Origin of the sequence: Tropicibacter oceani (assembly GCF_029958925.1) — a bacterium.
Lineage (GTDB): Bacteria > Pseudomonadota > Alphaproteobacteria > Rhodobacterales > Rhodobacteraceae > Pacificoceanicola > Pacificoceanicola oceani.
The window spans coordinates 3,264,326-3,282,994 of sequence record NZ_CP124616.1; the positions used below are offsets into that span (position 1 = coordinate 3,264,326).

General features: G+C 65.9%; 13 protein-coding genes. 6 read left to right on the top strand and 7 right to left on the bottom strand.

The features are described 5' to 3' along the window. Positions 1 to 112 precede the first annotated feature (112 nt). Positions 113 to 1,135 (top strand): ketol-acid reductoisomerase, encoded by a 1,023-nt coding sequence (gene ilvC, locus QF118_RS15655; protein ID WP_282299983.1) that lies wholly within the window; start codon positions 113 to 115, stop codon positions 1,133 to 1,135. A gap of 190 nt (positions 1,136 to 1,325) precedes the next feature. Further along, positions 1,326 to 2,231, top strand: a complete 906-nt coding sequence (locus tag QF118_RS15660) for a DMT family transporter (protein WP_282299984.1) — start codon at positions 1,326 to 1,328, stop codon at positions 2,229 to 2,231. A 61-nt stretch (positions 2,232 to 2,292) separates the two neighbouring features. On the opposite strand, the gene QF118_RS15665 is transcribed toward QF118_RS15660, so the two are convergent. Further along, entirely contained in the window at positions 2,293 to 4,083 is a 1,791-nt protein-coding gene (locus tag QF118_RS15665) for a serine protease (protein WP_282299985.1), read from the bottom strand. A gap of 222 nt (positions 4,084 to 4,305) precedes the next feature. On the opposite strand from QF118_RS15665, the gene QF118_RS15670 reads away from it, so the two are divergent. From QF118_RS15670 to QF118_RS15685, 4 genes are all read left to right on the top strand, one after another. After that, entirely contained in the window at positions 4,306 to 5,235 is a 930-nt protein-coding gene (locus QF118_RS15670) for a glycine--tRNA ligase subunit alpha (protein ID WP_282302499.1), read from the top strand. Then, positions 5,232 to 5,768, top strand: a complete 537-nt coding sequence (locus QF118_RS15675) for a DUF6446 family protein (protein WP_282299986.1) — start codon at positions 5,232 to 5,234, stop codon at positions 5,766 to 5,768. Before QF118_RS15670 ends, QF118_RS15675 begins: the two co-directional genes overlap by 4 nt. A 3-nt stretch (positions 5,769 to 5,771) precedes the next feature. Then, positions 5,772 to 7,997 (top strand): glycine--tRNA ligase subunit beta, encoded by a 2,226-nt coding sequence (gene glyS, locus QF118_RS15680; protein ID WP_282299987.1) that lies wholly within the window; start codon positions 5,772 to 5,774, stop codon positions 7,995 to 7,997. A 171-nt stretch (positions 7,998 to 8,168) separates the two neighbouring features. After that, positions 8,169 to 10,742 carry a putative PEP-binding protein gene (locus QF118_RS15685; RefSeq protein ID WP_282299988.1) on the top strand — a complete coding sequence of 858 codons (2,574 nt, stop codon included), beginning with the start codon at positions 8,169 to 8,171 and terminating at the stop codon, positions 10,740 to 10,742. A 129-nt stretch (positions 10,743 to 10,871) separates the two neighbouring features. On the opposite strand, the gene murD is transcribed toward QF118_RS15685, so the two are convergent. The 6 genes from murD to ftsL form a co-directional block, all read right to left on the bottom strand. Continuing rightward, complete coding sequence (gene murD / locus QF118_RS15690; protein ID WP_282299989.1) at positions 10,872 to 12,269, bottom strand: UDP-N-acetylmuramoyl-L-alanine--D-glutamate ligase; 1,398 nt, start codon at positions 12,267 to 12,269, stop codon at positions 10,872 to 10,874. Positions 12,270 to 12,378: 109 nt separating this feature from the next. Continuing rightward, complete coding sequence (mraY, locus tag QF118_RS15695) at positions 12,379 to 13,461, bottom strand: phospho-N-acetylmuramoyl-pentapeptide-transferase (RefSeq protein WP_282299990.1); 1,083 nt, start codon at positions 13,459 to 13,461, stop codon at positions 12,379 to 12,381. Between the two features lie 11 nt (positions 13,462 to 13,472). After that, entirely contained in the window at positions 13,473 to 14,909 is a 1,437-nt protein-coding gene (locus tag QF118_RS15700) for a UDP-N-acetylmuramoyl-tripeptide--D-alanyl-D-alanine ligase (protein WP_282299991.1), read from the bottom strand. Continuing rightward, positions 14,906 to 16,387, bottom strand: a complete 1,482-nt coding sequence (locus QF118_RS15705; RefSeq protein ID WP_282299992.1) for a UDP-N-acetylmuramoyl-L-alanyl-D-glutamate--2,6-diaminopimelate ligase — start codon at positions 16,385 to 16,387, stop codon at positions 14,906 to 14,908. The genes QF118_RS15700 and QF118_RS15705 overlap by 4 nt, the downstream gene beginning before the upstream one ends. Positions 16,388 to 16,527: 140 nt before the next feature. After that, on the bottom strand, positions 16,528 to 18,327 hold the full coding sequence (locus QF118_RS15710) for a peptidoglycan D,D-transpeptidase FtsI family protein (RefSeq protein ID WP_282299993.1): 1,800 nt from the start codon (positions 18,325 to 18,327) through the stop codon (positions 16,528 to 16,530). After that, on the bottom strand, positions 18,324 to 18,668 hold the full coding sequence (gene ftsL, locus QF118_RS15715) for a cell division protein FtsL (RefSeq protein ID WP_282299994.1): 345 nt from the start codon (positions 18,666 to 18,668) through the stop codon (positions 18,324 to 18,326). The genes QF118_RS15710 and ftsL overlap by 4 nt, the downstream gene beginning before the upstream one ends. Position 18,669: the final 1 nt, after the last annotated feature.

Here is an 18,669-nt window from a genome sequence, read left to right on the forward strand (position 1 = left end):
CGAATGATATTTCTTCTTCTTGGCAAAAATACTCAAAAAACGCAAACCTCCTCGCGCGCAAACGGCTAGATTGCCCTCAAACAGACAACCACGCACTGGAAGGAAGATTATCATGCGCGTTTACTACGACCGCGATTGCGACGTGAACCTGATCAAGGACAAAAAGGTCGCCATCCTCGGCTATGGCTCGCAAGGTCATGCCCACGCCCTGAACCTGCGCGATTCCGGCGCCAAGAACGTCGCCGTCGCCCTGCGCGAAGGCTCCTCCTCGGCCAAGAAATGCGAAGCCGAAGGCCTGCAGGTCATGGGCATCGCCGAAGCCGCCGCATGGTGTGACGTGATCATGTTCACCATGCCCGACGAACTTCAGGCTGAAACCTACAAGAAATACGTGCACGACAACCTCAAGGAAGGCTCGGCCATCGCCTTCGCCCACGGCCTGAACGTGCACTTCGGCCTGATCGAGCCCAAGCCCGGCGTCGACGTCATCATGATGGCGCCCAAGGGCCCCGGCCACACCGTGCGCGGCGAATACACCAAGGGCGGCGGCGTGCCCTGCCTTGTGGCCGTTCACAACGACGCATCGGGCAAGGCGCTGGAAATCGGCCTGTCCTACTGTGCCGCCATCGGCGGTGGCCGCTCGGGCATCATCGAAACCAACTTCCGCGAAGAATGCGAAACCGACCTTTTCGGCGAACAGGCGGTTCTGTGTGGCGGTCTGGTCGAACTGATCCGCATGGGCTTTGAAACCCTGGTTGAGGCCGGTTACGCACCGGAAATGGCCTATTTCGAATGCCTGCACGAAGTGAAGCTGATCGTGGACCTGATCTACGAAGGCGGCATCGCCAACATGAACTACTCGATCTCGAACACCGCCGAGTATGGCGAATATGTCTCGGGCCCGCGCATCCTGCCCTACGACGAAACCAAGGCGCGGATGAAGGCGGTTCTGACCGACATTCAGACCGGCAAGTTCGTGCGCGACTTCATGCTGGAAAACGCCGTTGGCCAGCCGTCGTTCAAGGCAACCCGCCGCATCAACGACGAACACATGATCGAAGCGACCGGCGAAAAGCTGCGCGGCATGATGCCGTGGATCTCGGCCGGCAAGATGGTCGACAAATCCAAGAACTAAGGCCCGCCCTGGTTTGACAACGCGAAACGGGGGCCCATTGCGGCCCCCGTTTTCATTTGCGCTGCGGGATGGTGGGCGGGGCGATGCTCGGCCTCCCGAGCGAGCGCCGTTCCCATCCCCCTTGCCCCCGGCCCCTTGCGCCGCCCGCCGTTCACGAAACAAGATCATAATCCCTGACGCAGGAGCGGACATGACACCCGACATCACCCCCAAAAGCTGGCTCATGGTGGCCGCACTTGGCCTTGTCTGGGGCGCGACCTTTTTGTTCATGGAAATCGCCCTGCGCGGCATCACCCCTTTCTGGCTGGCCGCCGGGCGCATCGGCTTTGCCACGCTGCTGACCGTGGTGATCTGGCTGGCCCTGGGCGGCAAGCTGTTCCTGACCGACCACCGCCCCTGGGGCGCGCTGACGGTGATCGGCGTTCTGTCCACCGCCCTGCCCTTCATGCTGCTGTCCTGGGGGCTGCAATACGTCACATCCGGCTTTGCCGGCGTGTCGATGGCCGCCGTCGCGCTGATGGTCCTGCCGCTGGCGCATTTCTTTGTCCCCGGCGAACGGATGAGCCTGCGCCGCCTGATCGGTTTCCTCATCGGCTTTGCCGGTGTCGCCGTATTGATCGGCCCCGAGGCGCTGGCCCGCAGCGGCGAGGCACTGGAACCGCTGGGCCGCCTGGCCTGTCTGGGCGCCGCCGCCTGTTACGCCGTCAGTTCCGTCACCATGCGCCGCCTGCCGCCTGTCGATCCCATCGGGCTGGCCGCCGTGCCACTGATCATCGGCAGCGCCTTTGTCATCCCCCTGGCCTGGCTGCAAGAAGGCCCGCCCGTCATGCCCGAAGGCCAGACCCTGCTGGTGATCGCCATTCTTGGCCTTGTGCCCACCGCCGGGGCCAACCTGCTGCGCGTTCTGGTGATCCGCAGCGCCGGTCCGGTCTTCATGAGCCTGACCAACTACCAGGTGCCGCTGTGGTCGGTTTTCCTGGGGGTGCTGTTGCTGAACGAACCCCTGCGCCCCAGCCTGCTGGTGGCGCTGGTGCTGATCCTGGCCGGAGTGCTGCTCAGCCAGTGGGGCGCGCTGAAACGGCTGTTCGGCCGCTAGGCCCCAAAAACGCGAAAGGCCCCGCACGGGCAGGGCCTTTCGTTTGTCTTTCAGCGCAAGCTTACCAGCAGCTGACCAGAACCGTCATGTCCTTGCCCAGCGCGGTCAGATCCTCGGGCGCCAGTGCGCTGGCGGTGCCGCGCGCCACCGGCTGAATGCCCTGCGCGCGCAGGAAGCCAAGGATTTCCTCGGGCTTGGTGGCAAAGTTCACGTCTTCGGGCAGGCGGCGGTTGCCATCGTCGCCGCGCGGCAACAACATGCCCACGACCGTGCCGCCCGTGTCAAAGACCGGGCCGCCCGCATCACCGGGCAAGGTCGCCATGGCCAGGCGCTTCATCTCTGCTTCGCCGCCCAGACCCTGCAGGTCCTCAAGCGTGCCAAAGGTCAGCGAAGGCGCGCCCAGAACGCCGCCAAAGCTGTAGCCCGACACCGCCACTTCGGACTGAAGCCGCGGCGCATCGACGTTGAATTGCGCCACCTTGCGCGGGGCCAGCGTGGCCTCGGCGCGCAGCACCGCGACACCCAGCCGGTCGTCCGAGGCCAGCACCTTGGCGTCATAGACCCCTTCCAGGGTCACGCGTTCACAGCCCGCCACCGTTGCGGCGCTGGTCAGCACCGTGCCGCGCGTGTCGATGAAAAAGCCCGAGGCCGAGGTCCGGGGTTTGCGCACCTTCAGCCCCGACACCAGGTCGACCGACTGGCTTTGATCGGTGACGGTGGCCGGGTCCAGCACGCCATCGGTGCGTTCAAAACTGGACTGCATCAGACCCAGAACGCGGGTCCGGCGTTCTTCGTCGCCTGCCGGCCAGATCAGGGTAAAGCCCTTGATCTCTCCGCCGCGCAGCGACACCTCGGTATGGCTGACGATCCGGTCATTCGCCCCGGTCAGCAGGAATCCGTCACGGTCGCGCTTGCGTTCGCCTTCCAGCGGGACGATTTCCAGCGTCTGCATGATCTCGTACAGGCCGTTCATGGTCTGGCTGTCGCCGGGCTGCGAGATCAGCAAGACCTGCGCGCCCAGCTCGGTGCTGGATTTGAACAGCGCAAAGGGCGCCTCGTAGCGGTCGAACTCCACCACGCCCATGGGCATCTGCATCGCGATCCCCGACCGTTCATCGGCGACCTCGGCAATGTCCAGACCTTCGAGCACGGCGTAGTACTGGCCCAAAAGCTGTTCGCGCTGGCGGGTGGTCAGAATGCCCGTGGCATCATGGCCGTTGTCATTTTGCCAGACCGCCATGGCGTTGCGGGTACCCCGGCCAAAGGCGCCGTCGATGGTCGAGTTGTAGTAACCGGCCCATTTCAGCGCGATCTGCAATTCGTCGCGCTGCGCGCGGGTCAGCGCCGCCTCCGAGGCGCGGGCCTGGCGCGGGGTTTCCTCGGGCTCGGGCTCCGGCTCGGGTTCGGCGACCGGTGCAGGCTCGGCCACCTGGACGGGTTCGGGCGCGGGTTCGGCGACCACCGGTTCCGGGGCAACGGCGGCGGTATCCTGCGCCGGGTCCGCGGCCACCGGCTGGTTGACCTGCGCGCCCACCGGCCAGAACTGCTGACCATAAGAGGCGGCGGATTCGATATAGGAATCGGACGGGATCACGCCGCTGCGCAGCAACTCCCCCATGCGGGCCTGCGCCTCGGTGCGGGTATAGGGGCCAAGCGCCACGCCATACCAGCCACCGCCCAGCGAAAAGCCGTTCACGTTCTGAAGTTCTTCGGAAAAGGCGCGGATGCTTTCCTGAGCGCCGTTCAGGCTGGTGCGGGCTTCAACCTGAATAAAGACAACGTCGTCCTGGGCAAATGCGGCACCTGCTGTGATGCTCGCCGCCACGAGGGCCGCAAAAAGATTGGTTTTCATCAGTGAGGGGGCCTCTGGGTCACGGGTTACGTCAGGGTGATTGATGTATTCTTAACAGATGGTTTGTCGGTTGCACGTCCAAAAAACCTTACCTGTCTGTTTCCGATGCAATCGTGCAAGGGTCCGGATTCCCGCCGGAACGGCCGCCCCGGCGCGCCATTCGGGTTGATATTCACCCATGCGCACCCTAATCAGACGCCAATCATGATCGGGAAAGACGCCATGGCCGAGACCATCCTCAAACCGCGCAGTTTTCAGGAAATCATTCTGAGGCTTCAGACCTATTGGGCTGCCAAGGGCTGTGCCATGCTGCAACCCTATGACATGGAGGTCGGCGCAGGCACCTTTCACCCGGCGACAACCCTGCGTTCGCTGGGCACGCGGCCCTGGTCAGCGGCCTATGTGCAGCCCTCGCGTCGCCCCACCGACGGGCGCTATGGTGAAAACCCGAACCGGCTGCAGCATTACTACCAGTACCAGGTCGTGATCAAACCCAGCCCGCCCGATCTGCAGGCGCTGTATCTGGGCAGCCTTGAGGCCATCGGCATCGACGTGGCGCTGCATGACGTGCGCTTTGTCGAAGACGACTGGGAATCGCCCACCCTGGGCGCCTGGGGTCTGGGCTGGGAGGTCTGGTGCGACGGCATGGAAGTGTCGCAGTTCACCTATTTCCAGCAGGTCGGCGGGCATGACTGCCACCCCGTCTCGGGCGAGCTGACCTACGGTCTGGAACGTCTGGCGATCTACATTCTGGGCGTCGATCACGTGATGGACATGCCCTTCAACGATCCCGATGCGCCGATTGCCCTGACCTATGGCGATGTTTTCCGCCAGACCGAACAGGAATATTCGCGCTGGAACTTCGACGTGGCCGACACGGACGTTCTGCTGCGCCATTTCCAGGAGGCCGAGGCCGAATGCGCCCGCATCCTCGAGCAGGAGCACCTGGACCCCAAGACCGGCAAGCGCATCATCATGGCGCATCCGGCCTATGACCAGTGCATCAAGGCTAGCCATATCTTCAACCTGCTGGACGCGCGCGGGGTGATTTCGGTCACCGAACGCCAGGCCTATATCGGCCGGGTGCGCACCCTGGCCAAGGCCTGCGCCGATGCCTTCGTGCAGACCGAAGCCGGGGGGTACGCAGCGTGAGCGGCAAGCTATTCGCGGGGGCGACGGTGATCAGTGCCTTGGCTTTCGGCGCCTATGTCTATTACGCGCAGGTCTACAAGTATTACGAACCGGTCGAGGCCAATGGCACCACCGACGTCGAACTGACGGTCATGGCCACCGGCCTGCCCGAACCGATCCTGTATGACAGCTTTCAGGCGATCGACGCCGACAGCAGCCCGATCCGCTATCGCGCCTGCTTTACCACCACCCAGTCGCTGCCGATGATGACCGAAACCTATGAACCCTACGAAGGCGCCGATCCGCGTATCGCCCCCGACTGGTTCACCTGTTTCGACGCCGAGGCCATCGCCGCCGAGATCGAGGCCGGCACCGCGCTGGTCTTTACCGGACAGGCCAATATCGAATGGGGCATCGACCGCGTCGTCGCCATCACCGATGACGGGCGCGGCTATGTCTGGCACGAAATCAACGATTGCGGCGACAAGGCCTATGACGGCACGCCGCTGGGCGACGACTGTCCGCCCCGACCCAACACCGCCGAAGGAAACTGACCCATGGCCGATCTGCTGATCGAACTCTTTTCCGAGGAAATCCCGGCCCGCATGCAGGGCAAGGCGGGCGATGACCTGAAAAAGCTGATGACCGACGGGTTGGTCGAGGCCGGTCTGACCTATACCGGCGCCGCCGCCTTTACCACGCCGCGCCGCCTGACGCTGACGGTGCAGGGCCTGTCCCGGCAAAGCCCGACCCTGACCGAAGAACGCCGCGGCCCCAAGGTCGGCGCCCCGGACAAGGCGCTTGAGGGGTTCCTGCGCGGCGCGGGTGTGACCCGCGACCAGTTGGAAGAGCGCGAGGAAAAGAAAGGGGCGTTCTACTACGCCACCGTGACCACCCCGGGCCGCGCCGCCGAAGAGATCGTCGCCGAGGTGCTGGAACGCACGATCCGCAACTTTCCCTGGCCCAAGTCGATGCGCTGGGGTGCCGGCAGCCTGCGCTGGGTGCGCCCGCTGCACCGCATCCTGTGCCTGTTGTCCGACGACCACGGCGATCAGGTAATCGAAATGGAGGTGGATGGCATCAAGTCGGGCCAGACCACCGAAGGCCACCGCTTCATGGGCGACGGGCCCTTTGATGTGACCTCCTTTGACGATTACGAGGCCCGTCTGAAACGCGCCAAGGTGATCCTGAACCCCGAGGAGCGCCAGCAGGCGATCTGGCAGGATGCGCAGAACCAGGCCTTTGCCCAGGGTCTTGAGGTGGTCGAGGACGCCGGCCTGCTGCGCGAGGTCGCGGGGCTGGTGGAATGGCCCGTGGTGCTGATGGGCTCGATCGACGACGAATTTCTTGGCCTGCCGCCCGAGGTGCTGCAAACCTCGATGAAGGAACACCAGAAATTCTTTTCGGTGAAGAACCCCGGCACCGGCCGGATCGAGAAATTCATCACCGTCGCCAATATCGAAACCGACGATCACGGCGCGACGATCCTTGCCGGCAACCAAAAGGTGCTGGCCGCGCGGCTGTCGGATGCCAAGTTCTTCTGGGAAAACGACCTGCGCGTCGCCCGTTCCGAAGGGCTGGGCGCCTGGACCGACCGTCTGTCCAACGTGACCTTCCACAACCAGCTGGGCAGCCAGCAGGCGCGCATCGCGCGCATTGCCGCGCTGGCCGAACAGATCGCCCCCTTTGCCGGGGCCGACCCCGCGCTGGCACGTCAGGCAGCCGAGGTCGCCAAGGCCGACCTTTCGTCGGAAATGGTCTATGAATTCCCCGAATTGCAGGGGTTGATGGGCCGCTATTATGCGACGGCAGCGGGCCTGCCCTCCGAGGTCGCCGCCGCCTGCCAGGACCATTATTCGCCGCTTGGCCCGTCGGACGACGTGCCCACCGCGCCGATTTCCGTCGCCGTGGCGCTGGCCGACAAGCTGGATCTGCTGACCGGCTTCTGGGCCATCGACGAAAAGCCCACCGGGTCGAAAGACCCCTATGCCCTGCGCCGCGCCGCGCTGGGTGTGATCCGGCTGATCCTGACCAACAACCTGCGCCTGCACCTGGACCGCAAGATCGACGCGCAGCTGCTGCGCCACCAGATCGTCACCAATGGCGACGCCAAAGAGGCCGTCCTGAAAGAAGAGCTGCTGGACGAGATCGCCCAGCACGGTGTCTTTGGCGCCGCGGTGCGCGCCGTGATCGACCAGTTCGAAGGCGATGCGCCGAACTGGATCGAACAGGTCACGAAACACACGCCCGACACCAGCGACGACCTGCTTGGCTTTGTCCATGACCGGCTCAAGGTCCATCTCAAGGGCGAAGGCCTGCGCCACGACGTGATCGACGCCTGCCTGGCGATGCAGAACCACGACGACCTGACCTTGCTGGTCAAACGCGCCTCGGCGCTGTCGGATTTCCTCGCGACCGAGGATGGCACGAACCTGGTGCAGGGCTTCAAACGGGCCAACAACATCCTGTCCCAGGCCGAAGAAAACGATGGAGTCGAATACTCCTTTGGCGCCGACATCAAGTTCGCCGAGGACGAGTCCGAAAAGGCCCTGTTCGCGGCCCTGGACGCCGCCGAAGCCCGCATCGGCCCGGCGATGGACTCCGAAGCGTTTTCCGATGCCATGGAGGCGATGGCCGCCCTGCGCGCCCCGATCGACGCCTTTTTCGAGGCGGTGCAGGTGAATTCGGACAACCAGGTGGTGCGCCGCAACCGCCTGAACCTGCTGGCGCGCATTCGCACCATCTGCCTGCAAGTCGCCGACCTGACCCGCATCGAGGGGTGATTGCCGGTCCGGGCCGCAACGCGGCCCGGCAAACCCTCCGGGGGAGGGTTTGAGGCAATCACGGGCGAAGCCCCGGTACATTGCCGGCCTGCCCCCCCTATCCGCAGGCGCGACGCATACGCGACGACATCCCATCTTGCCAGAATGCTGCACCTGCGTATGCTGCACCGCATGACACACGCCGCACCGCAGCAACCCGCAGCCGACAACCCTGATGTCACTGTGATCACCGCGACCTCGCCCATGGCCACGCCCAGCCACGGGGGGCGGGCGAAATGCCTGCAACGTCTGGTCCGGCTGGACCTGCCCGTGCCGCCGACCGTTGCCCTGTCCTTCAAGGCCGTCCATGCCATAGCGGCGGGCGAAATGCCCGACGTCGCCGCCATCGTGGCCAGCTTTCCCGACGGCGCGCTGCTGTGTGTGCGCCCCTCGTCCGAAGACCCCGACTGGGGCGGGCCAGGTGCGATGCTGAACATCGGCATGAACGACGCGCGCTTTGTCGAGCTGTCCGACACCATCGGCCGCGACGCCGCAGCCTCCTTGTACCTGCGGTTTGTCCAAAGCTACGCGGTGCACGTCGCCCGGCTGGACCCCGACATGTTCGACGAGATCGATCAAGCCGGACAAGAGGGCCTGACACTGGCCCTTGCCGCCTATGAAGAAGAGGCCGAGGAACCCTTTCCCCAGGACCCCGCGCAACAACTGCACGAGGTTTTGCGCTCGATGGCGCGGGCCTGGGAAGGCACGACAGCGCGTCTGCTGCGGCAGGCACGCGGCGCGCCCGCCAATGCCGGTCTGGGCCTTGTGGTGCAGCAGATGGCGCTGGGGCTGGGCCAGGGCGAATGCGGGTCGGGCGTGCTGCAACTGGTGAGTTCCGAAACCGGGCTGCGCCAGATCACCGGCCGCTACCTGAGCCAGAGCCAGGGCCGCGAGGCATTGCAGCAAGGCACCAAGGCGCTGTTCCTGACTCGCGACCCGCGCGGTCCCTCGCTCGAAGAGTTGGAGCCCGAGGCCTTCGAGGCACTCAAGGCCCACGCGGAACTGATGCGCCGCCGGTTGCGCGCCGAAATGCAGATCGAATTCACCATCGAGAATGGCAATGTGCATATCCTGGACGGTGTCCGGGTCGACCGCAGCCCGCGCGCTGCCGTGCGCATTGCCGTGCGGCTGGCCGAGGATGGCATCATCCCCCAGCAAGAGGCGCTGATGCGCGTCGATCCGCATTCGCTGTCGGAACTGCTGCACCGGCAGGTGGCCGATGATGCGCCGCGCGACGTCATCGGCAGCGGTGTCGCCGCCTCGCCCGGTGCCGCGACCGGGCGGATCGTCTTTTCCTCGTCCGAGGCGCAGGCCAGCGCCGCGCGGGATGAGCCCTGCATCCTGGTGCGGCGCGAAACTTCGCCCGAGGATATTCGCGGCATGCATGCTGCCGTGGGCGTGCTGACCGAACGCGGCGGCATGACCAGCCACGCCGCCGTCATCGGGCGCGGCCTTGGCCTGCCTTGCGTGGTGGGGGCGGCGCGGATGAAGTTCAACCTCAAGCGTGGGCAGATCACCACCGAGGACGGGCGCGTGTTCAAGGCGGGCGATGTGATCACCATCGACGGCACCCATGGTCAGGTGCTGGCCGGTGCGCCAGAGATGGTCGAGGCGGTGCTGGACGACAGTTTCCAGACCTTCATGACCTGGGCCGACGAGGCGCGCGATATCGGCGTGCGCGCCAATGCCGACACCCCAGCCGATGCCAGCACCGCGCGCAACTTTGCCGCGCAGGGCATCGGGCTGTGCCGGACCGAGCACATGTTCTTTGAAGAAGATCGCCTGACCCCCATGCGCGAGATGATCTTTGCCGACACGCCCGAGGATCGCAAGGCGGCGCTGGCGGTGCTGCTGCCGATGCAGCGCGCCGACTTCACCGAGCTGTTCCGCATCATGGAAGGCATGCCGGTCTGCATCCGCCTGTTCGATCCGCCCCTGCACGAATTCCTGCCCACCGACCGCGCCGGCCTGCGCGATCTGGCCGAGGCGCTGGACCTGCCGGTGTCCGACGTGACCCGGCGGGTCGAGGCGATGGGCGAATACAACCCCATGCTGGGGATGCGCGGCGTGCGCCTGGGCATCACCGTGCCCGAAATCTACGACATGCAGGCCCGCGCGATATTCGAGGCGACGCTGGACGCCAGCCGCGACGGCGCGCCGGTGGTGCCAGAAATCATGCTGCCGCTGGTGTCGGCCAAGCGCGAGGTCGAAATCCTGCGCGCAAGGATCGACGCCGTGGCGGCCGCCGTGCGCACCGAACGCGGGGCCGACTTCACCTATCGCTTTGGCGTGATGGTGGAAACGCCGCGCGCCTGTCTGCGCGCCGACGAGATCGCCCAGCACGCGCATTTCCTGTCCTTCGGGACGAACGATCTGACCCAGATGACCTATGGCCTGTCGCGCGACGACGCCGGGCGGTTCATGTCGAACTACGTACAGCAAGGTGTTTTCGCCGAAGATCCGTTCCACGTGCTGGACGTCGAGGGCGTGGGCGAATTGGTGGCCATGGGCGCCGAGCGTGGACGTCAGGCCCGCGCCGATGTCACCCTGTCGATTTGCGGCGAACATGGCGGCAACCCGGAATCGATCCAGTTTTGCCGCGCGGTGGGCATGGACTATGTCAGCTGCTCGCCGTTCCGGGTGCCGGTGGCGCGGCTGGCGGCAGCGCAATTGGCGATCAAGGACAGGCTGGGCGAAGACGTCTGACACCGGGGGCCGGATGTTGCGCCGCGCGAGGCGCGCCGCCCGAAGAAAGGGGGGCCTTGCCCCCCTCTTGGCCTCTGGCCAATTCACCCCCCAGGATATTTAGGGCAATTGGAAGCGCGCAGGCCCTGGTTAACCGAGGCTTGCCAGCACCCGTGCCGCGAAGTCTTCGCCGCGTTTTTCGAAGTTGTCGTATTGGTCGAAACTGGCGGCGGCGGGGGCGAGCAGGATCACATCACCCGGTTGCGCGTCATGCATGGCCTGGGCGACGGCGCGCTCCATCGTGGTGCAGATCTCAGCCTCGACCCCGGGTAGGCCAAGGGCGAAGGCGGCGGCTTCGCGGCCGATGACATAGGCCTTGGTGACATTGGGCAGGCCCGGCGCGAGCCCTTCGAGGCCGCCTTCCTTCATCAGGCCGCCACAGATCCAGCGGATGTTCGTGAAGGCCTGAAGTGCCTTGACCGCGCTGTCGACGTTGGTCGCCTTGCTGTCGTTGACATAGCGCACGCCCTTTGCCTCGGCGATGGTCTGGCTGCGGTGCGGCAGACCGGAGAAGGTTTTCAACCCCGCCTCGATGTCGCGCGGGCCCAGGCCCAGGGCGCGGCAGGCCGCATAGGCGGCGCAGGCGTTCTGGTGGTTGTGCGCGCCTGGCAGGCCCGTGACCTCGCGCAGGTCGATCGAGGCCACCTGCCGCCCCTTGCGCCATTCGGTCAGGAACCCCTTGCGGGCAAACACCTGCCAGCCCGGCCCGGTCAGCTTGGTTCCCGATGACACGCGGATCACCCGGTCATCACCGCGCCCTTCGCTCAGTTGATTGGCCAGGTAGCGGCCTTCGACCTCGTCGACGCCGATGATGGCGCGGTCCGGGCCGCCTTCGGCAAACAGGCGGCGCTTGGCGGCGAAATAGCCGCCCAAGCCAGCGTGCCGGTCAAGATGGTCGGGCGAGAGGTTGGTAAAGACCGCAACATCCGGGGTCAGGGCGCGGGCCAGGTCGGTCTGGTAGCTGGACAATTCCAGCACCACCACGCTGCCGTCTTCAAGCGGGTCAATGTCCAGCACGCCGCGCCCGATGTTGCCCGCCAGCTGGCTGTCGCGCCCTGACGCGTGCAGCAGGTGATGGATCAACGCCGAGGTGGTCGATTTGCCATTCGATCCGGTCACCGCCACCACCTTGGGGGCGCGGTCGAACATCTCCCAGCCTTCGCCAAGCGAGCGGAAGAACAGCCCGATATCGTTGTCCACCGGCACGCCGGCCGCATAGGCGGCGGCGATCACCGGGTTGGGCGCAGGGTACAGATGCGGAATGCCCGGCGACACCACGAGGCAGGCGATATCGTCAAAGGCCCCCGGGCGCAGCATGTCGCGCACCTCGAAGCCCTCGGCCTCGGCGCGTTCGCGCGCGGCGGGGGTGTCATCCCAGACCAGCACCTGGGCACCGCCCTCGCGCAGCGCCCGCGCCGCCGATATCCCCGAGCGCCCAAGCCCCAGGACCGCCACATGCGCCCCGTCAAATCCACGTACCGGTATCATTCGGACTGTCCCCCATACGCAATGGGGGCGGCCCTGCGACCCACCCCATGCTTCTTCTTGGCAAAAATACTCACTTCAACCGCCGCCGCAAGCGGCCCGGCCGACAGCTTTAGCGCACCTTCAGCGTCGCCAGCCCGACAATCGCCAGGATCAGCGAGATGATCCAGAACCGGATCACGATGGTCGGCTCGGCCCAGCCCTTTTTCTCGTAGTGGTGGTGGATCGGCGCCATCAAGAAGACCCGCTTGCCGGTGCGTTTGAAATACAGCACCTGAATGATCACGCTCAGCGCCTCGACCACGAAAAGGCCGCCGACGATGGCCAGGACCAGCTCGTGCTTGGTGGCCACGGCGATCGCGCCCAGGGCGCCGCCAAGGGCCAGCGATCCGGTGTCGCCCATGAACACGGCGGCAGGCGGTGCGTTGTACCACAGGAACCCAAGGCCGCCGCCCACCACGCCAGCGGCAAAGATCAGGATTTCACCGGTGCCCGGCACGTAATGCACGTCCAGATACTCGGTAAAGTCGACGCGCCCCACCGCATAGGCGATCACGCCAAGGGTGCTGGTCGCGATCATCACCGGCATGATGGCCAGCCCGTCCAGGCCGTCGGTCAGGTTGACCGCATTGGCCGCGCCGACGATCACGATCACCGCGAAAGGCACGAACAGGTAGCCCAGGTTGATCAGCGTGTCCTTGAAGATCGGCAGCGCCAGCTGGTTGGTCAGCGCCTCGGGGTGGTATTGCGCGGCCCACCACCCGGCGATGCCCGCGATCAGCAGCCCCAGCAGCAGCCGGATCTTGCCCGACACCCCGGCGGTGTTCTGTTTCTTGACCTTGGCGTAATCGTCGGCAAAGCCGATGGCCGCATAGGACATTGTGACAAACAGCACCATCCAGACAAAGGGATTGTCCAGCCGCGCCCAAAGCAGGGTCGAGGTGACAAGCGCGCCGATGATCAGCAGTCCGCCCATGGTCGGCGTGCCGGCCTTGACGAAATGCCCTTCGGGGCCGTCATCACGGATCGGCTGGCCTTTGCCCTGCCGCCTGCGCAGCACGTTGATCAGGGGACGCCCGAACAGAAAGCCAAAGATCAGGGCGGTCAGAAAGGCCCCGCCCGCGCGGAAGGTGATATAGCGGAAGAGGTTGAAAAAATCCCCCCCGTCACTGAGTTCCGTCAGCCAAAACAGCATCTATTCGTCCCTTACCCGTCCTGATCCGCAGGGCCTTGGCCCATTTTGCGGATCGCGTCAACCACGCGCGCCAGCCCCATCGACAGCGATCCCTTGACCAGGACCACGTCGCCCGCGTCCAGATCATGTGCCACGCCGTCCGACATCTGCGCCGCATCCGCGTGCCAGCGGCCGCGCCTGTCTTCGGGCAGGGCCTCCCAGAGATGGCGCATCAGCGGGCCGACGCAGTGTACCTTGTCGATCTGCTCCATGGCGGGCAGCGCCGCGATGGCGGCGTGCAGGGCTGCCTCGGTCTGGCCCAGTTCCTTCATGTCGCCCAGATAGGCGATGCGCCGCCCCTGCCCGACGCGCCCCACCGCATCCACCGGACGCGCCGCCGCCAGCACTTCGAGCGCGGCGCCAAGCGAGGCGGGGTTGGCGTTGTAGGCGTCGTCGATCAGTTCGACCGACAGTTCGGGGCGCACCAGGTCCAGCACGATCTTTTGCCGCGCGCCGCGCCCGGCGCCGGGGTTCCATTGCGCCAGCGACATGATCGCCTGCGCACGGTCCAGCCCCAGCGCATCGATCACCGCCAGCACGCCCATGGCGTTGACGGCAAAATGACGGCCCGGCACCATGACCTTGTAAAGAACATCCTGCCCGGCGATCAGCCCTTGGGCGACGGTCACGCTGTCATGCAGCTGGACCTGCGTCACGCGATGCGAATTGCCGGTATTCTCTCCGAATTCAAGGACCTGCGCGGCCTTCGCCTGGCCTGCGGCACGCAGGATGTCGCTGACTGGCAGATCACCGTTGATCACGGCCACGCCGCCCGGCTCCAACCCGTCAAAGATCGCTGCCTTTTCGCGCGCGATGCCTTCGAGGCTTTCAAAGGCCTCAAGGTGGGCGGGGGCGACGATGGTGATCATCGCCACGTCCGGCCGGGCAAAGCGCGCCAGCGGAGAGATCTCTCCGGGATGGTTCATGCCGATCTCGATCACCGCGAAATCGGCGTCCTGCGGCATCCGCGCCAGCGTCAGGGGCACGCCCCAGTGGTTGTTGTAACTTTTCTCGGCGGCATGGACCCTGCCCTGCCCGCCCAGCACCGTCCGCAGCATTTCCTTGGTCGAGGTTTTCCCGACCGAGCCTGTCACCGCCACGACCCTGCCCTGAAACCGCGCCCGCGACGCGATGCCAAGCGCTTCGAGCCCGCCCAGAACGTCATCGACCAGCAGCAGCGGCGCATCGGGTGCGACACCTTCGGGGATGTGGCTGACCAATGCCGCGCCCGCCCCCTTTTCCAGCGCCTGGGCCACAAAGTCATGGCCGTCGCGCGCCGCCTTCAGGGCGACGAACAGATCGCCGGGTTCGATCGTGCGGGTGTCGATCGACACGCCCGACACGGAAAAGGGCGCGGTTGCGCGCCCGCCGGTGGCCTGCGCCGCCGCCTCGGAAGTCCAGAGCGTCACGAGCCCCTCCCATCCAGCGCCGCAACCGCCACGCTTGCCTGTTCTGCATCGTCAAAGGGATAGACCGTGTCGCCGACGGTCTGCCCGGATTCATGGCCCTTGCCCAGAATCAGCAGCGCATCGCCAGGGCCCAGCGCATCGACGCCGCGCAGGATCGCCTCGGCGCGGTCGCCGACCTCCAGCGCCTCGGGGGCGCCGGCCAGCACGGCGGCGCGGATGCTGGCGGGGTCTTCGCTGCGCGGGTTGTCGTCGGTCACGATCACCAGGTCGGCGTGCTGCGCCGCCGCCCGCCCCATCAGCGGCCGTTTCGACGTATCGCGGTCGCCGCCCGCGCCGACAATCGCCACCAGCTTGCCCATCACATGCGGGCGCAGCGCCTGAATGGCGGTCGACACGGCGTCGGGCGTATGGGCGTAATCGACAAAGACCGCCGCGCCGGTGTCGCGCGTCGCGGCCAGCTGCATCCGGCCGCGCACGGTGCCCAGCAAAGGCAGCATGTCAAAGACATCGCCCGCGTCGGCGCCGCAGGCAATCACCAGCCCCGCCGCCAGCAGCACGTTTTCCGCCTGGAACCCGCCGATCAGGTTCAGCCGTTCCTGCCGGACCATGCCGCGATGGGAAATCCGCACCTCTTGCCCGGTGGCGTCAAAGCGCTGGCCTTCCAGACAGATATCCGCCGCCTCGCGGCCCACGGTGATCACCTGTTGGCCGCGCGCCTTGGCGATGGCCAGCATGTCGACGCCGCGCGGGTCGTCGATGTTGATCACGGCGGTGCCGTCCTCGGGCAGCACGCGCGCGAACAGACCTGCCTTGGCGTCGAAATAGGCCTCGAAACTGGCGTGGTAATCCAGGTGGTCCTGGGTAAAGTTGGTGAACCCCGCCGCCTTCAGCTGCACGCCGTCCAGGCGGCGCTGCTCCAGCCCGTGGCTCGACGCCTCCATCGCGGCGTATTCAACCCCGGCGCCGGCGGCATCGGCCAGCATGCGGTGCAGTGCGATGGGTTCGGGCGTGGTGTGGCGCGACGGCGCCTGCCAGTCGCCTTCGACACCGGTGGTGCCCAGGTTGACCGCCCGCTGCCCCAGTTCCTGCCAGATCATCCGGGTAAAGGTGGCGACGCTGGTCTTGCCGTTGGTGCCGGTGACCGCAACCACGGTTTCGGGCTGCCGGCCAAACCAGAGCGCGGCAGTATAGGCCAGCGCCTGCCGCGGATCGGCGGCCACGATCAGCGCCGCGTCCGAAGCCTCGAGCGTCTCGGCGGCCAGTTGCGCGCCTTCGACATCGGTCAGGATGGCCGAAGCGCCCTGCGCCAGCGCGGTGGAAATGTAACTGGCGCCATGCACCTTGGTGCCCGGCATGGCGGCAAACAACGTGCCTTGCCGGACTTCGCGACTGTCGACCGCAAGACCGGTGACCTGAACCTCTCGGCCACCCCGGGCGGTCAGGCCCAGTTCGGCCAGGCTTTTGGGAGGATACCCCATATTTGCCCCCTGACTGACTTTGACCCGCTACATACGGCAAAGCATCCCCCAAGGCCATACGGCGCGTGGGGGCAAGGGCGGAAATGTGGATTTCGCGCAATCGCGTTTGGCGCCCCGCAAGGGGCCGCGCCCTGCCCCGGTCAGTCGCCCGAAACCGAGGCCTGAACCACCTGCTCAAGACGCAGTTGTTCGAATTCGGGGCGCATCCCCAGCAGCGGCGCGATCCGGCCGATCATCTCGGCGGCGACCGGCACGGCCGTCCATCCCGCGGTGCGGCGCGGTTTGGTCCCCGAGGTCTCGATCGCCTCGTCCAGCGTGACGATCAGCACATAGCGCGGATCATGCGCCGGAAAGATGCTGGCAAAGGTGGTGATCGTCTTGTCCTTGTAATAGCCGCCGCCGCGTTCCTTGGGCTTGTCCGCGGTGCCGGTCTTGCCGCCGACGTAATAGCCGGGCACCTCGCCAAAGCTGGCGGTGCCTTCGGTCACGACCTTGCGCAACATCTGCCGCGCGGCGGCGGCGGATTCGGGCGACATGACGCGCGGCCCCTGCTGGATCGAATTCTGCTTCAGCAAGGTCGGGCGCACGGCGGTGCCACCGTTGGCGATGGCCGCATAGCCCGCCGCCAGGTGCAGCGGCGAAGTGGAAATACCGTGGCCATAAGAAATGGTTACCGCGCTCAGATCGGTCCAGCGCGTCGGGATCAACGGCTTGCCGCCCGCCGCCTCGACGATTTCCAGCGGGGTCGGGTCGAACAGGCCGATGGACTTCAGGAATTCCTGCTGGCGCGCCGGGCCGATGGCCAGGGCCATCTTGCCGGTGCCCCGGTTCGACGATTGCACGATGATCTCTTCGACGGAAATTTCGCCATAGTTGTGGTTGTCGAATTCGCCGATCTTGTGGCCACCGACCTTGAAGGGCGGACGCGTGTCGATGATCGTGTTGGGCCCCACCAGGCCCAGGTCCATCGCCTGCGCTGCGGCAAAGATCTTGAAGGTCGAGCCCAGCTCATAGACCCCCTGCACCGCGCGGTTGAACAGCGGACTGTCGGACGGGCTGCCCTGAACCGCCGGGCGCGGCCGGTCGTTGGGGTCGAAATCGGGCAGCGAGACGATGGAAATCACCTCGCCGGTCCGGACATCCATCAGCACCGAGGCCGCGCCGCGCGCGTTCATCAGCTTCATCCCGGCGTCCAGCACCTCTTCTGATGCGGCCTGTACGGTCAGGTCCAGCGACAGCTCCAGCGGCGCACCTTCGCGGGCCGGGTCGCGCAGCGTCTCGTCCATGAAGCGTTCAATGCCGGCGACGCCGATGACCTCGGCGGCATGCACGCCCTCGCGGCCAAAATTGGTGCCGCCCAGCACATGCGCAGCAAGCGCCCCATTGGGATAAAGACGCATCTCGCGCGGGCCGAACAGCAGCCCCGGCTCGCCGATGTCATGCACGGCCTGCATCTGTTCGGGGCTGATTTTCTTTTTGACCCACAGGAACTTGCGCTTGCCGCCGGTGAAATCCTTCAGCAGGTCCTGCTGATCGAGATCGGGAAAGATGCGCGCCAGCTCGGCGGCGGCGCGCTCGGGCTCGATCATCTGGTGCGGGTGGGCATACAGGCTGTGCGTCGACATGTTCGTCGCCAGCATCCGGCCCTTGCGATCGACGATGTCGGCGCGGCTGGCGATGATCGAATTGCCCGAGGTATGGGCGCGCGGTTCGGTCGGTTCGGTCGCGGCTAGGGTGCCCATGCGCGCACCGATCACCACAAAGGCGCAAAAGAACGCGACCCCCATGACCAGAAGGCGCCCTTCGGCGCGCACCCGGCTTTTGTCGCGCATCTGTTCGTGACGGATGCGCAGGTTCTCGCGTTCGATGGCGTCGGGGTTTTCGCCCTTTTGGCGGGCTTCAAGAATGCGCGCCAGCGGGCGCAGGGGGGTGCGGATCATTCGTCGGCTCCGGCGCTGGTCACGTCGATGGGCTGGGAAATGTCGATCTGCTCGGGCATCGGAAAGGCCACCTGATCGACGCGCCCGAACTGGTCGGGGCGCAGCGGCAACAGGCCAAGGCGGTCAAAGTTCAGCTCGGCCAGGTCGCGCAGCCGGTCGGGACGGTTCAGATAGGCCCATTCCGCCCGCAGAATCGCCAGCCGTTCGCGCGCCGCGCCAATGTCGTTGCGCAGGTTTTGCGCGCGGTCCTGTTCGGCCTGCGTGGCATAGTTTTCGTGATAGGCCCAAAAGCCCGAGCCGATGACGGCCATCGCGGTCAGCAGAAACAGCAAGGTGCGCATG

What these genes read in the sequence shown, in the direction of transcription:
- ilvC (WP_282299983.1), top strand. Translation starts at nt 113, where the DNA reads ATGCGCGTTTACTACGACCGCGATTGCGACGTGAACCTGATCAAGGAC.
- QF118_RS15660 (WP_282299984.1), top strand. Translation starts at nt 1,326, where the DNA reads ATGACACCCGACATCACCCCCAAAAGCTGGCTCATGGTGGCCGCACTT.
- QF118_RS15665 (WP_282299985.1), bottom strand. Translation starts at nt 4,083, where the DNA reads ATGAAAACCAATCTTTTTGCGGCCCTCGTGGCGGCGAGCATCACAGCA.
- QF118_RS15670 (WP_282302499.1), top strand. Translation starts at nt 4,306, where the DNA reads ATGGCCGAGACCATCCTCAAACCGCGCAGTTTTCAGGAAATCATTCTG.
- glyS (WP_282299987.1), top strand. Translation starts at nt 5,772, where the DNA reads ATGGCCGATCTGCTGATCGAACTCTTTTCCGAGGAAATCCCGGCCCGC.
- QF118_RS15685 (WP_282299988.1), top strand. Translation starts at nt 8,169, where the DNA reads ATGACACACGCCGCACCGCAGCAACCCGCAGCCGACAACCCTGATGTC.
- murD (WP_282299989.1), bottom strand. Translation starts at nt 12,269, where the DNA reads ATGATACCGGTACGTGGATTTGACGGGGCGCATGTGGCGGTCCTGGGG.
- mraY (WP_282299990.1), bottom strand. Translation starts at nt 13,461, where the DNA reads ATGCTGTTTTGGCTGACGGAACTCAGTGACGGGGGGGATTTTTTCAAC.
- QF118_RS15705 (WP_282299992.1), bottom strand. Translation starts at nt 16,387, where the DNA reads ATGGGGTATCCTCCCAAAAGCCTGGCCGAACTGGGCCTGACCGCCCGG.
- QF118_RS15710 (WP_282299993.1), bottom strand. Translation starts at nt 18,327, where the DNA reads ATGATCCGCACCCCCCTGCGCCCGCTGGCGCGCATTCTTGAAGCCCGC.
- ftsL (WP_282299994.1), bottom strand. Translation starts at nt 18,668, where the DNA reads ATGCGCACCTTGCTGTTTCTGCTGACCGCGATGGCCGTCATCGGCTCG.